The 13,583-nt window shown below is 72.6% G+C and carries 14 protein-coding genes; 6 read left to right on the top strand and 8 right to left on the bottom strand.

All coding sequences use genetic code 11. The features are described 5' to 3' along the window. Positions 1–901, top strand: a 901-nt coding sequence (locus VHW64_RS00005; protein WP_329648438.1) for a hypothetical protein, incomplete at its 5' end; no start/stop codon positions are given. An 8-nt stretch (positions 902–909) separates the two neighbouring features. On the opposite strand, the gene VHW64_RS00010 is transcribed toward VHW64_RS00005, so the two are convergent. Next, on the bottom strand, positions 910–1,635 hold the full coding sequence (locus VHW64_RS00010; protein ID WP_329648439.1) for a DUF4191 domain-containing protein: 726 nt from the start codon (positions 1,633–1,635) through the stop codon (positions 910–912). 37 nt (positions 1,636–1,672) lie between these two features. Then, positions 1,673–2,647 (bottom strand): lipoyl synthase, encoded by a 975-nt coding sequence (gene lipA, locus VHW64_RS00015; protein WP_329648482.1) that lies wholly within the window; start codon positions 2,645–2,647, stop codon positions 1,673–1,675. Positions 2,648–2,786: 139 nt separating this feature from the next. Here lipA and VHW64_RS00020 point away from each other — a divergent pair, with 139 nt between their 5' ends. Together VHW64_RS00020 and VHW64_RS00025 are read left to right on the top strand one after the other, a co-directional pair. Further along, positions 2,787–3,119, top strand: a complete 333-nt coding sequence (locus tag VHW64_RS00020; protein ID WP_329648440.1) for a metalloregulator ArsR/SmtB family transcription factor — start codon at positions 2,787–2,789, stop codon at positions 3,117–3,119. Further along, entirely contained in the window at positions 3,116–3,592 is a 477-nt protein-coding gene (locus VHW64_RS00025; protein WP_329648441.1) for an SRPBCC family protein, read from the top strand. Before VHW64_RS00020 ends, VHW64_RS00025 begins: the two co-directional genes overlap by 4 nt. Positions 3,593–3,619: 27 nt before the next feature. Here VHW64_RS00025 and lipB read toward each other — a convergent pair whose 3' ends face one another. Continuing rightward, positions 3,620–4,351 (bottom strand): lipoyl(octanoyl) transferase LipB, encoded by a 732-nt coding sequence (gene lipB, locus VHW64_RS00030; protein WP_329648442.1) that lies wholly within the window; start codon positions 4,349–4,351, stop codon positions 3,620–3,622. Continuing rightward, complete coding sequence (locus tag VHW64_RS00035; RefSeq protein ID WP_329648443.1) at positions 4,348–5,232, bottom strand: alpha/beta hydrolase; 885 nt, start codon at positions 5,230–5,232, stop codon at positions 4,348–4,350. The genes lipB and VHW64_RS00035 overlap by 4 nt, the downstream gene beginning before the upstream one ends. A gap of 66 nt (positions 5,233–5,298) precedes the next feature. On the opposite strand from VHW64_RS00035, the gene VHW64_RS00040 reads away from it, so the two are divergent. Next, the gene (locus VHW64_RS00040) at positions 5,299–5,850 is read left to right on the top strand and encodes a hypothetical protein (RefSeq protein WP_329648444.1); all 552 of its coding nucleotides are present in this window, start codon (positions 5,299–5,301) and stop codon (positions 5,848–5,850) included. Between the two features lie 125 nt (positions 5,851–5,975). Here VHW64_RS00040 and VHW64_RS00045 read toward each other — a convergent pair whose 3' ends face one another. From VHW64_RS00045 to lpdA, 3 genes are read right to left on the bottom strand one after another with little or no spacing between them, the layout of a single operon-like run. Next, a complete protein-coding gene (locus VHW64_RS00045) occupies positions 5,976–6,875 on the bottom strand; it encodes a TIGR01777 family oxidoreductase (RefSeq protein ID WP_329648445.1) in 900 nt (299 codons plus the stop codon). 54 nt (positions 6,876–6,929) lie between these two features. After that, entirely contained in the window at positions 6,930–8,861 is a 1,932-nt protein-coding gene (sucB, locus tag VHW64_RS00050) for a 2-oxoglutarate dehydrogenase, E2 component, dihydrolipoamide succinyltransferase (protein ID WP_329648446.1), read from the bottom strand. A 58-nt stretch (positions 8,862–8,919) separates the two neighbouring features. Continuing rightward, a complete protein-coding gene (gene lpdA / locus VHW64_RS00055) occupies positions 8,920–10,317 on the bottom strand; it encodes a dihydrolipoyl dehydrogenase (protein WP_329648447.1) in 1,398 nt (465 codons plus the stop codon). Between the two features lie 108 nt (positions 10,318–10,425). Here lpdA and VHW64_RS00060 point away from each other — a divergent pair, with 108 nt between their 5' ends. Beyond that, positions 10,426–10,788, top strand: a complete 363-nt coding sequence (locus VHW64_RS00060; RefSeq protein WP_329648448.1) for a hypothetical protein — start codon at positions 10,426–10,428, stop codon at positions 10,786–10,788. Here VHW64_RS00060 and VHW64_RS00065 read toward each other — a convergent pair. Next, positions 10,754–12,286 carry a leucyl aminopeptidase gene (locus tag VHW64_RS00065; RefSeq protein WP_329648449.1) on the bottom strand — a complete coding sequence of 511 codons (1,533 nt, stop codon included), beginning with the start codon at positions 12,284–12,286 and terminating at the stop codon, positions 10,754–10,756. The two genes, VHW64_RS00060 and VHW64_RS00065, sit on opposite strands and share 35 nt — an antisense overlap. 118 nt (positions 12,287–12,404) lie before the next feature. Between VHW64_RS00065 and gcvT the strand changes: the two genes are divergently transcribed. Then, positions 12,405–13,580: a glycine cleavage system aminomethyltransferase GcvT gene (gcvT, locus tag VHW64_RS00070; RefSeq protein ID WP_329648450.1), complete on the top strand. Its 1,176-nt coding sequence runs from the start codon at positions 12,405–12,407 to the stop codon at positions 13,578–13,580. Positions 13,581–13,583 lie beyond the last annotated feature (3 nt).

A 13,583-nucleotide genomic window follows, 5' to 3' on the forward strand; every position in this document is an offset into this window, starting at 1 on the left:
CGAGCTGTGGAGCTTGCTGACCGCTGCGCTGGCGAGCGAGGCGAGCCTTCTGGCGCCGCGTGACGTCGGTCGCGCCATCGACCTGGTGACCCAGTCCGCCACCAACCAGGCCGAGCATGGGCTGCCGCCCAACCTGGTGACCGAGGCGAACCTGTGCAACTGGTACTGGCTGGCGGGCCACTGGGAGGAGCTGGACGAGTTCCTGACCACCTCGGCCCTCCTTGCGACCGAGACGTCGCTGATGGCCAAGGTCGCGGCGGGGGCTGATCACCTCTTGGTCTGGGCCGGCCTGCGTGAGCGGCGGCTCATCGAGAAGTACCCGGGAGAGCAGGCGCCGGCCCTGCCGGGCATGGCGGCCATCGAGCAGTCCCGTCTGCTCTGTGCGTCGCTCTCGAGGCGAGACCACGCGGCTGCTGTCGAGCTGGCGAAGGGAATGATCGCCGCGGAGCTGGAGATGAGCGGCGTCAACGAGGACCTGCACGTGTACTGGCCGCTCGCCCTGTGCGCGGTCCTCGAGGCCGACGACATGGACGCCTTGCGTGAGCTGCTGGACGGGCTCGCGCCGTACCAGGACAAGGCCCTGCCGCTCGCAGTGCGTGGTCACCGCCGGGTCGGGCAGGCGCTGCTCGACATGCGGGCCGAGACGCCGGACGACGACGCGATCGTGGCCAGCCTGGAGGCCGGCATCGCGGAGCTGGCCGGTGCCGGCAGTCTCGTCTGGCAGGCCCATGCCGACGAGGACCTCGCCGCGTGGCATCTCTCCCGGGGCCGCGCCGAAGGAGCCGAGCCGCACTTCGTCGCTGCCCGGGCGACGTACGTCGCGCTGGGTGCGCGAGACTGGCTCGCGAGGCTGGACGCGCTCGAAGCGGGTCTGCCTGCTCGCAAGAGGTCGGGAGGCTGAGTGGCCGCTCAGCGACCGCGCATCTGCCCGCGCATCCCCTTCATCGACGTCGGGATCGGGCCCTTGGGCATCGGCAGGATCGGCCGGGAGGCGTCGATGGCCTTCAGCCGCGCCAGGATGTCGGTGATCTCGGCAGGCTGCACCTGGCGCTTCATCTTCTGCACGTGGCGGGCGAGCTTGGGCAGTGGCACCTGGCCGTCGTCCTTGCCGACGACGATCTCGTGGACCGGTGTGTCGACGGCCACCCGCTCGTGCCGCTTCCGCTCGGCGGACAGCAGCCCCTTGAGCCGGGCCGAGCTGCCCTCTCCGACCAGCAGGATCCCCGGGGGCCCGATCACGCGGTGGACGACGTCCTGCTGCTTGGTGAACGCGATGGCGTTGTCGACGTGCCAGCCGCGCTTGAGCAGCCCGAGCGCGCCGGCGGCGGCGCCGACCTGGCCCTCCATCTGGCCGTAGACGGCCCTCTGAGCCCGGCGGGAGAAGACGGTCAGCCCGGCCAGGGTGGCCAGCATCAGCGCGCCGACGATCGTCACGACGAGCCCGATCACGCTGTTGCGGCCCACGATCAGCCAGAAGACGGCGAAGCCGACGACGAGTCCGACGAGGCCGGCCCCGAGCACCCAGCGCCCGATGGTCGGGTCGGACTTGCGGGCCATCTGGTAGGTCTGGGCGAACTGCTGGCGACGCTTGAGGGCCGGCGGTTCGGCCGGCTTGGGGGTGGCGCTCTTGGCCATGCGGCGATGCTCCGTGGACGTGTGTTTGGGGTGTCGGTCAGGCGGGCGTGCGCGCCGCCATCGCCTGACGGTACAACCGACCCGCTCGGTACGACGAACGCACCAGAGGTCCGGACATGACTCCGGAGAAGCCGATCTCCTCGGCCTCGGCGGCCAGCTCGACGAACTCCTCGGGCTTGACCCACCGCTCGACGGGGTGGTGGCGGGCCGAGGGGCGGAGGTACTGGGTGATCGTGACCAGCTCGCAGCCGGCGGCGTGGAGGTCGCGCAGAGCCTGACTGACCTCCTCGCGCGTCTCGCCCATGCCGAGGATCAGGTTGGACTTGGTGACCAGCCCGAAGTCGCGCGCCGCGGTGAGCACGTCCAGCGAGCGGTCGTAGCGGAACGCCGGGCGGATCCGCTTGAAGATCCGCGGCACGGTCTCGACGTTGTGCGCGAGCACCTCCGGCCGGCTCTCGAAGACCTCGGCCAGCAGGTCGGGCTTGCCGTTGAAGTCGGGGATGAGGTTCTCGACACCGGTGGCGCCGCCGTCCAGGTCGGCGGTGAGCTCGTGGATCGCGCGCACCGTCTCGGCGTACAGCCAGGCTCCGCCGTCCGGCAGGTCGTCACGGGCGACGCCGGTGATCGTGGCGTACTTCAGGCCCATCGTCTGCACGCTCTCGGCGACCCGGCGGGGCTCGTCGCGATCGAGCGGCTGTGGCTTGCCGGTGTCGATCTGGCAGAAGTCGCAGCGCCGGGTGCACTGGTCGCCGCCGATGAGGAACGTCGCCTCGCGGTCCTCCCAGCACTCGAAGATGTTGGGGCAGCCGGCCTCCTGGCACACCGTGTGCAGGCCCTCGGACTTCACCAGGCCGTGCAGCGCGCGGTACTCGGGGCCCATCTTGGCGCGGGTCTTGATCCACTCCGGCTTGCGTTCGATGGGGGTCTGCGCGTTGCGGACCTCCAGGCGCAGCAGCCTGCGGCCGTCGGGGGCGATGTCGGCGCCGTCGGTGTTCGATCCTGTCGAGACCAGAGTCACCCGTCCATCGTACGTGGGCGCTCATCGGGTCGAGTGCCTGAGCCCGCGGCAGGGCGCGGCAGGGCGCGGGGAAGAGGCACACGGCCCGGAGCCGTTGTCAGAAGCGACGGTAAGGAGTAACTTACGGTAAGTCATGACTGACCAAACAGCCCTCGTCCTCGCGGCCCTCGCGGACCCGACCCGGCGGGAGATCTTCGAGCGCGTCGCGTCCCGGTCACGAGCCGTGGGCGAGCTCGCGAGCGAGCTGCCGGTCAGTCGCCCGGCCGTCTCGCAGCACCTCAGAGTGCTCGCCGAGGCGGGGCTCGTGACCGCTCGTGCCGACGGCACCCGGCGGGTCTACGAGCTGGACCCGCAGGGGCTCGCCGGTCTGCGTGACTACCTCGACGGCTTCTGGAGCCGCTCGCTGGCGGCGTTCGCGAAGGCCGCCGGCCGGGCGTCGACCATCCACGACAAGGAGCAGAGATGAGCGCCGGTACCAGCACCTCGGTCCACGCGAGCACCACCGTGGACCTGCCGATCCAGCAGGCCTTCACCCTGTTCACCCGTGACATCGGCACCTGGTGGAACCCCGACCACCACATCATCGACACGCCGTACAGCCACATGGTCTTCGACGGCTTCGTCGGGGGACACGTCTACGACGTGGGCACCGACGGCAGCGAGTGCCGCTGGTCGCGGGTGCTGGTCTACGAGCCGCCCCGCCGGGTCGTCTTCAGCTGGGACATCGACACCCAGTGGCATGTGGAGACCGATCTGGCGCGGTGCAGCGAGGTCCACGTGACCTTCTCCGAAGACGGGTCGGGCAGCACGACCGTGTCACTGGAGCATCGCCACCTCGACCGGCACGGTGAGGGGTGGGAGAGCCTGGCCGCGTCGATCAGCGGCGGATGGCAGTCCGACGTACTCGACCTGTACGCGGCGGCGGCCGCCCGGTCCTGAGGTCGGGCGCGCCGGACGGCCGGGCGGTCAGCCCGGCAGGCCCAGCACCGGGATGCGGGGCTCGCGTCCCGGCTCGGGGCGGGCGTCGTAGTCCGCGGTCGCGGCGTACGGCGTCCACGCCAGCAGGTCCGCGAGGTGACGCCGGACGCTCGGCAGGACCTCGGTGACGGTCACCTCGCGTCCGAGCTCGGCGCTCAATGAGGTGACGCCCGCGTCGGCGATGCCGCACGGGACGAACCGGTCGTACCAGCTCAGGTCGACGTCGCAGTTCAGCGCGAAGCCGTGCATGGTCACGCCCCGGCTCACCCGGATGCCGAGCGCGGCCACCTTGCGCTCGGGGCGGGTGGCGTCGGCGCGCAGCCAGACGCCGCTGCGGCCGGGGACCCTGGCGGCCCCGATCCCGACGTCGGCGCACACCCCGATCAGGGCCTCCTCGACGCGCCGTACGTAGTCGACGACCTTGACGTGGTCGGGCAGGCGCACGATCGGGTAGCCGACGAGCTGGCCCGGGCCGTGGAACGTGATCATCCCGCCGCGGTCGACGTCGATCACCGGCGCACCGCCAGGATCCAGGGGCCGGTCACCGGGCGCGGTGCGCTTGCCCGCGGTGAAGACCGGCGGATGCTCCAGGAGCCAGACGGTGTCGGGATCGAGGCCGGTGGCGACACGGTCGTGAAGGCGTCGCTGGGCCGCCCACGCGGCGAGGTAGTCGACGGCCTCGCCGCCGAAGCCGCCCTCGCGGAAGACCGGACCGCTCACCTCGTCGACTCTAACGCGTGGCCGACGAAGGCCAGCTGCTCGGGCATCATCCGCGTCCAGTACGCGGCGTCGTGCCCGCCGTCCTCGAACGTGGAGGTGACCGGACGCGTGAACCCCGCGACGTACGCCTTGTCGTCGGGATAGAAGGGATCCTCCGACCCGCAGTCGACCCGCACCCGCATCCCGTCGAGCTGGCGCTGCCGGCCGAAGACGGTGTAGCGGTGGTACTCCGCCGCGCTGGAGAACCCCGAGGCCGAGTAGGTGTCGGGGTCGCTCCAGATCGCGGCGCTCAGGACTGCCACCGCCGGCACCCGGGCCCGGCCGACGATCGGGGCGAGCCGCAGCGCGCCGTAGCCGCCCATGGAGTAGCCGTGGAAGGCCACCCGGTCGGTGTTCAGCCCCCGCCTGGCCAGCAACGGCAGGAACTCCCGGACGACCATCGCGCCGGCGTCCTCGCCGTCGGGACGCGGGTGCCAGTACGTCGTACCACCGTCGACCGTGGCGACCGCGAAGCGCGGCACGCCGCCGGCGACAGCCGCAGGCAGGAACCGGTCGACACCGAGCTCGTCGACGAACGACCGATGGGTTCCGCCGAGGCCGTGCAGCGCCACCACGACCGGCAGCGGCTCCGGACTTGGGCCGGGGTAGATCACCGACCAGCCGGTCTCGGCCCCGAGGCGCAGCCGGGAGACGAAGGACCCGCTCACGACGAGTCCCGGCGCGACGTCGGGGATGTGGCCGGCCGGACCTGTCTGGCCCAGGACCCGCCGCAGACGTGCCCGGCCCGGCAGCCGGCCTTCGTCGACCGCGACGCCCGCCGCCGCCGCTGCGACAACGGCGCCACCTGCTCCGGTGATCAGCCGGCGGCGGGTGAGGGTCACGCGCCCACCCTAGGTGCCTGTGGACAACGTCTGCGGGGGACCCTCCGGTGACGCCACAGTGGTGGGATGCGGACTCGGACGCTGGTGTTGCTCGCGACCCTGACCACCGTCGTCGCCGTCTGGGCCGCGGGTCTGGTGCGCGGGGGAGGCTCGCCGGACCCCGTGCGCGCCGCGGTGGTCTCGCCCGTCGCGGGGGGCGCGACGACGCGGCGCGTGCCGGAGGCGCGGGCGGTGCGGGTCCTGCACCGGTGGGAGGCCGCCCGCGCCGCCGCCTGGAGCACGACGGACGCCCGCGCGCTGGCGCGGCTGTACGTCGCGGGCTCTCGCACCGGGCACCTCGACGTCGACGCCCTGGCCGGGTGGCGACGGCGCGGGCTCCGCGTCACCGGCCTGCGGGAGCAGGTCTCGTCGATGCGCCTCGTGGTCGAACGTCGGAGCCGGATCGTCGTCGACCTGACGGTGCGCACCGTCGACGGCGTCGCGGTCGGGCGGCGTGGCGCCAGACGGCCGCTGCCGAGCAGTGCGTGGTCCAGCGTGCGGCTCGAGCTGCGTCGTACGCACGGCTCCTGGCGGGTCGTCGAGGCCTCCGCGAGCCGCCGTTCCCACCCGGCGACCTGACCCACCCCCTGGCGCTTCGGGGCTGTCAAATCCCCCGCTTCAGCGGGGGAGTTGACACTTCTTGGGGGTTGCAGCGGCCAATAAGTGCCAAATCCCCCACTGAAGCGGGGGATTTGACACCCGGCTCAGCCAGCCGGGGGGAGGGCCGCGGCGAGGACGGCGGAGACGTCGTGGTCGCGGAACTCGTAGCCGTCGTCGAGCAGGGCCTGCGGCACGAGGTTGACCGATCCGAGGAGCTCGGGGGCGAGCGGCCCGGCGCCCAGCCGGATCGCCACCGACGGCACCGGCAGGAACGCCGGCCGGCGTACGGCGTGGGCGAGGGCCCGGGTGAACTCCGCGTTGGTGGGCGTGCGAGGGCAGCAGAGGTTGACCGGGCCGTGGGCGCTCTCGCTCTCGGCGAGATGGACGACACCGCCGATCCAGTCGCGCAGCGACACCAGCGGGAAGTACTGCCGACCGCTGCCGACCCTGCCGCCGAGACCGGCCAGGAAGAGCCGCCGTAGCGTCCGCAGCGGCTCGGACGCGCGGTCGATCACCGGAGCGGTGCGCAGCACGCACACCCGCGAGCCGGCGTCGACGGCCGGCCGCGCGGCCGCCTCCCAGACCCGGGTCACCTCGGTCATCAGGGTGTGGCCCCGACTGTCGCCCGCCTCGGTGACGCGGGCATCGCCGTGGTCGCCGTAGACGGCGATCGCGTTGCCCGCGAGGAACGCCGGGGTGTCGCCGGACCGGGCGATCGCCTCGGCGAGGGTGCGGGTGGTGCTCACGCGCGACTCGCGCAGGTTGCGTGCCCATCGACGCGAGTGCGGGTTGCCGATCGTGGGGCTGCCCGCGAGGTTGACCACCAGGTCGGCCGCGTCGACCACGGCCTGGTCCACCGCGCCCGCCGCGGGGTCCCACCGCGACTCGTCCGGAGCGGCCGGCTCACGGCGTACCAACGACGTGACGTGGTGGCCCCGCTCGCGCAGGGCCGTCGTCAGGTGCCGGCCGAGGAATCCGGAGGTTCCTGCGACGACGACTTCCATGCGATCCGCCTCTCCGTTGGGGTCAACCCCGGACGCCGTCAGACCCAGCCGCGCTCAGACCTCGAACTGGCCGGCCTCCAGGCGCGCACGGACGTCGCCGAGGAAGCGTGCGGCGTCCGCGCCGTCGACGAGCCGGTGGTCGTAGGTCAGCGCGAGGTAGACCATCTGCCGGACGGCGATCGTCTCTCCGAGGTTGGCGTCGTCGATCACGACGGGCCGCTTGACCACCGATCCGGTGCCGAGGATGGCCACCTGCGGCTGGTTGATGATCGGGGTGTCGAACAGCGCACCGCGGCTGCCGGTGTTGGTCAGCGTGAAGGTGCCGCCGGACAGCTCGTCGGGGGTGATCTTGTTGGTGCGGGTCCGCTCCGCGACGTCGGCGATCTTGCGCGCCAGCCCGGCGATCGACAGGTCTCCGGCGTCCTTGACCACCGGTGTGAGCAGCCCGCGCTCGGTGTCCACGGCGATCGCGAGGTTCTCGCGGTCGTAGTAGGTGACCTCACCCTTGTCGGTGTCGATCGCGGCGTTGAGGCTCGGGTGCTCCTTGAGCGCGTCGATGGCGGCCTTGGCGAAGAACGGCATGAACGACAGCTTCACGCCCTCGCGAGCTGCGAAGTCCTCCTTGACGGAGTCGCGCAAGCGCGAGATCCCGGTCACGTCGACCTCGACCACGGTGGTCAGCTGGGCACTGACCTGCAGCGACTCCACCATCCGCTGGGCGATGACCTTGCGCAGGCGCGACATCGGCTCGGTCTTGCCGCGCAGCGGTGAGGGAACGGGCGCACCGGGTGCCACCGGGGCGCTGGGAGCCGCCGGAGCCGGGGTGGCGGCCGCCGCGGCCGCCGCGGCCGGCCGGGTCGGCGTGGTGTCCTTGCCCTGCGACTGCGCGGCGTCCAGGACGTCCTGCTTGCGGATGCGCCCGCCCACGCCGGTGCCGGTGATGGCGGCGAGCTCGACGCCGTGCTGGGCCGCCATCTTGCGCACGAGCGGAGTGACGTACGACGCGGACTCGCGTCCGCCTCCGGTCGGGGCCGGCGCCTCGGCCGCCTCGGGACGAACCGGCGCCTCGGGCTCCGCTGCCGGCTCCGGCTCGGGCTCGGGCTCGGGCGCGGCGGCAGCCTCGACCGGCGCCTCGGGCTCCGGCTGGGCTTCGGGCTCCGGCTGGGCTTCGGGCTGGGCCTGCCCGGTGTCGCCCGAGTCGTCGCCCCCGGCGTTGCTCGGGGCCGCGTCGGCAGAGCCGATCACCGCGAGCTCGGCGCCGACGTCGACGGTCTCGTCCTCGCTCACCTTGATCTCCAGCAGGGTGCCCGCGGCGGGGGAGGGGATCTCGGTGTCGACCTTGTCGGTGGACACCTCCAGCAGCGACTCGTCGGCGGCCACCTGGTCGCCGACCTGCTTGAGCCATCGGGTGACCGTGCCTTCGGTGACGGACTCGCCGAGCTCGGGAAGCCGGACGATCGTCTGCTCACCGGAGGTCCGGGCCGCACCGGTGACGGCCTCTGCCACCTCCTCACGCGGCGCCTCCTGCGACTGCTCCGGCTCGGCGGACTGCTCGGCGGGCTGCTCCGGCTCGGCAGGGGAGTCTGCCGCCTCGGCCTGCTCGTGGGCATGGTCCCGCTCGTCGGCCTCCTCGTCGAGGGGCGTGGCCTGCCGGTCAGCCGCCGGCTCCGCGTCGGGCGCCGCCTGGCCTGAGTCCTCGCCCGAGTCCTGGCCCGAGTCCTGGGGCCCGGCGTCGTCCGACGCCTCGTCCGCCGACCCGATCAGGGCCAGCACCGCGCCGACGTCGACGGTGTCGTCCTCGTTGGCCCTGATCTCCAGCAAGGTGCCGGCGATCGGGGAGGGGATCTCGGTGTCGACCTTGTCGGTCGAGACCTCCAGCAGCGGCTCGTCGACCGCCACCTGGTCGCCGACCTGCTTGAGCCATCGGGTGACCGTGCCCTCGGTGACCGATTCGCCGAGCTCGGGGAGGTTGACTTCGGTGGCCATGTGGGTGGGGGCCCTTCCTGGTCTGGGTGCGTCGTGCCGGGTCGGCCTGACCGGGAGGTCAGGAGTGGGCGTGCAGGGGTTTGCCGGCCAGGGCCAGGTGGGCCTCGCCGAGAGCTTCGTTCTGAGTCGGGTGGGCGTGGACGAAGGGGGCGACGTCCTCGGCGTACGCCTCCCAGTTGTAGATGAGCTGGGCCTCGCCGATCAGCTCGCCGACGCGGTCGCCGACCATGTGCACGCCGACCACCGGCCCCTCGCTGCGCCGGACCAGCTTGACGAAGCCCTGGGTCATCAGGATCTGGCTCTTGCCGTTGCCGGCGAGGTCGTAGGTCACGGTCTCGACCGCGTCGGCGCCGTACCTCGCCCGCGCGGTCGCCTCGTCCAGCCCGACCGAGGCCACCTCGGGGTGGCTGTAGGTGACGCGCGGGATCCCGGCCTCGTCGATCGGTGCCGGCGAGAGCCCCGCGATCTCCTCGGCGACGAGGATGCCCTGCTGGAAGCCGCGGTGGGCGAGCTGGAGCCCGGGGACGATGTCGCCCACGGCGTACACGCCGTCGAGGTTGGTCCGGCAGCGCTCGTCGGCGAGGACGAAGCCGCGCTCCATCGCGACGCCCTGCTCGGCGTACCCGAGCGCGTCGGTGGTCGGTCCGCGCCCGACGGCGACCAGCAGCAGCTCGGCCTCCAGGACGTCGCCGCCCTCGACCGTCACGGCGACGCCGTCGTCGGTGACCTTCAGGCTCTGGAACGGCGTGCCGGTGCGGACCTGGATCCGGCGCTTGCGGAACGCGCGCTCCAAGGCCTTCGACGACGCCTCGTCCTCGACCGGGACGAGGCGCGGCAGCGCCTCCACGATGGTGACCTCGGACCCGAAGCTCGCCCAGACGGAGGCGAACTCGCAGCCGATCACGCCACCTCCGAGGACCACGACCGACCTCGGGACCCGGTCGAGCCGGAGCGCGTGCTCCGAGCTCAGCACCCGGTGACCGTCGATGTCGAGACCCGGCAGGCTGCGGCTGAAGGAGCCGGAGGCGAGCACGAGGCTCTTGCCGGAGTACGCCGTCGCCTCACCCGACTCGGTCGCGGTCACCGTCACCTCGTGGGGACCGGTCATCCGACCCTCCCCCTGGAGGATCGTGACGCCCCGGCCCTTGACCAGGCCGGTCAGGCCCTTGAAGAGTCGCTCGACCACCTTGTCCTTGTAGGCGTTCACCCCGGCCATGTCGACACCCTCCAGGGCGGCGTTGACCCCGAACCTGGCCGACTCGCGGGTCTGGTCGGCGATCTCGGCGGCGTGCAGGAGGGCCTTGGTCGGGATGCAGCCGACGTGGAGGCAGGTGCCGCCGAGGTTGCCCTTCTCGACCAGGCCGACCGACAGACCGAGCTGAGCCGCTCTCAGAGCGCACGCGTACCCACCAGAACCTGCCCCGAGAATGAGTACGTCGAACTCGCCGTCGGTCACACAGTCATCCTTGCACTCCTGGCCAGGCGGGTCGCAAGGAGGCGGCACGCATCAGGCGACCGTCGGGAGATGGCCGGGTGCGCTCGGGTCACCGGGCATCATGGCTCCATGAAACTCTTCGGACGCGGCCGTGGGCCCCGCTTCCGTCGACCCGGCGCGGACGCTGCCCGGACCGGGTCGACGCGGGTGCGTGCCTCGAGTGGGGACGACGAGCAGCACCTGGACTCCTTCGTCTCCTCCCGGGAGGGCGTCGAGGGCTTCGTGGAGCCCCGCACCGCGGTCAGCGACGTCACGCTGCTGCTGGTCGCGTGGGACGGCGAGTACACCCGGCGCCGGGTCCCGTCGGCCGACTGGGCCTACCGGTTCTGCCAACGCCGCGGCGTGCGTGCCTACGAGGCCGGCGTCGTGGGGATCCCGACCCGGATGCGGGAGTACATCAAGCGTCAGAAGGAGCGGGAGTCAGGGAGCTGAGCGTACGGGCGTAGTCGACCAGCGTGCTCAGGGCGAAGCCCGTCCCGCCCGGCGTCCAGTGCCCGTTGGCGAGGCCGGGGTTGAACCCCGGACCGGCGATGTCGAGGTGGGCCCAGGGCCGGCCGTCGGTGAACTCGCGCAGGAAGGCAGCGGCGAAGAGCCCGCCGCCCCAGCGGTTCCAGTCGTGCTGGGCGAGGTCGGCGACCTTGCTGCCGCGCACGCGGTCGACCACGTCCGGCGGCATCGGCATCCGCCAGTGCTTCTCGCCGCTCTCGCGCCCGGCCTCGACCAACGCCGCCACGACCGGGCCGCTGCCGAACACCGCGCCCACCCGGGTGCCCAGCGCCTGCACCATGTGGCCGGTCAGGGTCGCCACGTCGACGATCACGTCGGGTTCCTGCTCCACCGCGCGCTGGAGCCCGTCGGCGAGCACCAGCCGCCCCTCGGCGTCGGTGTTGAGCACCTCGACCGTCGTGCCGCCGTAGATGGTGAGGACGTCGCCGGGACGCATCGAGCTCCCCGAGACCATGTTCTCGGCCAGGCAGGCGTACGTCGTGACCCGGAGCGGGAGCCCGAGCCGCGCGATCGCCAGGGTCGCCTGGACGACGGTCGCGGCTCCGGCCATGTCGCACTTCATGGTCTCCATGCCGGGAGCGGTCTTGATGCTCAAGCCGCCCGAGTCGAAGGTGATGCCCTTGCCGACCAGCGCGAGGTGGGCCACGGCCTCCGCAGGCGAGTAGCGCAGCTCGACCAGCCGCGGTGGGGCACTCGAGCCCCCGCCCACGCCCAGGAGCCCTCCGCACCCGAGCTCCGCGAGGCGGGTCTCGTCGAGGACCTGCACCTTGACCTTCGCCCCTTTGGCCGGTCTGACCGCCTTGACGGCGCCGGAGATCTCGTCGGCGAACACCGGCGGGGTGAGGTCTCCGGCCGGGGTGTTCACCCAGTCGCGCACGGCGAGCACGGCGTCCGCCACGACCTGGGCCTCCTCGAAGGCGGTGGCCACCTCCTGACGGCGGGCCACCGGGCTGAGCACCGTCACCGTGCCCGCGCCCTTCTCGGCCGCCTTGGACTGGTAGCGGGTGAAGGAGTACCCACCCAGGAGGTATCCCTCGAGGACGTTGCGGACCAGGCCCGCGTCACCGGCGGGAAGCGCGAGCGCGACGGAGGCGGCGTTGCCAGCCGACCGGGCCGCGACGCCGGCCGCGCGGCGGCAGGCGAGGAGCTCGGCCGCCCGGTCAGCGGGCTGCTCGCCGAGACCGACCACCGCCAGCAGCGAGGTCGCCACCTTGCCGGCGCCGGGCACCCTGGCGACCTCGCCGGCCTTGCCGGTGAAGCCGAGGGTGCTGAGCAGCGGCCGCAGCGACCGCCCGAACGCCGAGGCCACGTCCTCGGCACCGTCGGCGAGGGTGAGACCCTGGGGATGCTTCCAGGCTCCGACCACCACGACGTCCGCCCGGGTCTTGGCCGGGCTCGCGCCCCGCAGGTGGTAGCTGGTCACCGGCTCACCCTAGTCATCGCCCAGGACGCCTCCGGAGTCACCGCCCGGGTCGTCGGGCCGCTCAGCGCGCCCGCGGGGGTCCGCGCCAGGGGGTCCGGACCGGTGTAGGTTCGCGATCATGGTCGACGACACCGCCGACGTGTCGGCCCCAGCCATCGCCGAGGAGGCGGGTGCCGCCGCCGGGGCCGGGGGCCCCGCTCTGCTCCAGTCGCCCCTGCACGACCGGCACGTCGCGCTCGGCGCGAAGTTCGCGGCGTTCGGCGGCTGGTCGATGCCGTTGGAGTACCCCAGCGGGGTCGTCAAGGAGCACACCGCGGTCCGTGAGGCGGTCGGGGTCTTCGACGTCAGCCACCTCGGCAAGCTGATGGTCACCGGGCCGGGGGCGGCGGCGTACGTCAACCTGGCCCTGACCAACGACCTGGGCCGGATCCGGCACGGGAAGGCGCAGTACACCCTGTGCTGTGACGCCGAGACCGGTGGCATCGTCGACGACCTGATCGCCTACTTCCACGACGACGAGCACGTGCTGCTCGTCCCGAACGCCGCCAACTCCGTCGAGGTCGCTCGGCGCCTGGCCGCCCAGGCGCCCTCCGGGGTCAAGGTGCTCGACCACCACCGGCAGTACGCCGTGCTGGCGGTGCAGGGCACCAGGTCGGACGAGGTGCTCGACGCGCTGGGCCTGCCCTCGGGACACGAGTACATGTCGTTCCAGGAGGCGGAGTTCGAGGACACCGGCGTGGTGGTGTGCCGCACCGGGTACACCGGAGAGCGCGGCTACGAGCTGATCGCGCGCAACGAGGTCGCCGGGACACTGTGGGACCGCCTGCTCGACGCCGGCCGGTCCCTCGGGATCGCGCCGTGCGGGCTGGGCGCGCGCGACACGCTGCGCACCGAGATGGGCTACCCGCTGCACGGTCAGGACATCACCCTCGACGTGACCCCCAACCAGGCGCGGCTCGGCTGGGCAGTCGGCTGGAAGAAGGACGCGTTCTGGGGGCGCGACGCGCTGGTCAGGGAGAAGGAGGCCGGACCGCGGCGGCTGCTGCGCGGACTGCTCGCACTCGAGCGCGGCATCCCGCGGCCCGGCATGATCGTGAGCCTGACGGCGGACGTGCCGTTGTGCGAGATCACCTCCGGGACCTTCTCGCCCACGTTGCGCAAGGGCATCGGGATGGCGCTCGTGCCGTCGTTCGTCGACCCGGAGGCCGAGCTCGGCGTGCAGATCCGCACGCGCCGCGAGATCTTCTCCTCCACCAAGCTGCCGTTCGTCGACACCTCAGTGCGGGAGTCGTGAGGC

This window comes from Nocardioides sp. (assembly GCF_036267815.1).
In the GTDB taxonomy this organism is placed as follows: Bacteria; Actinomycetota; Actinomycetes; order Propionibacteriales; family Nocardioidaceae; genus Nocardioides.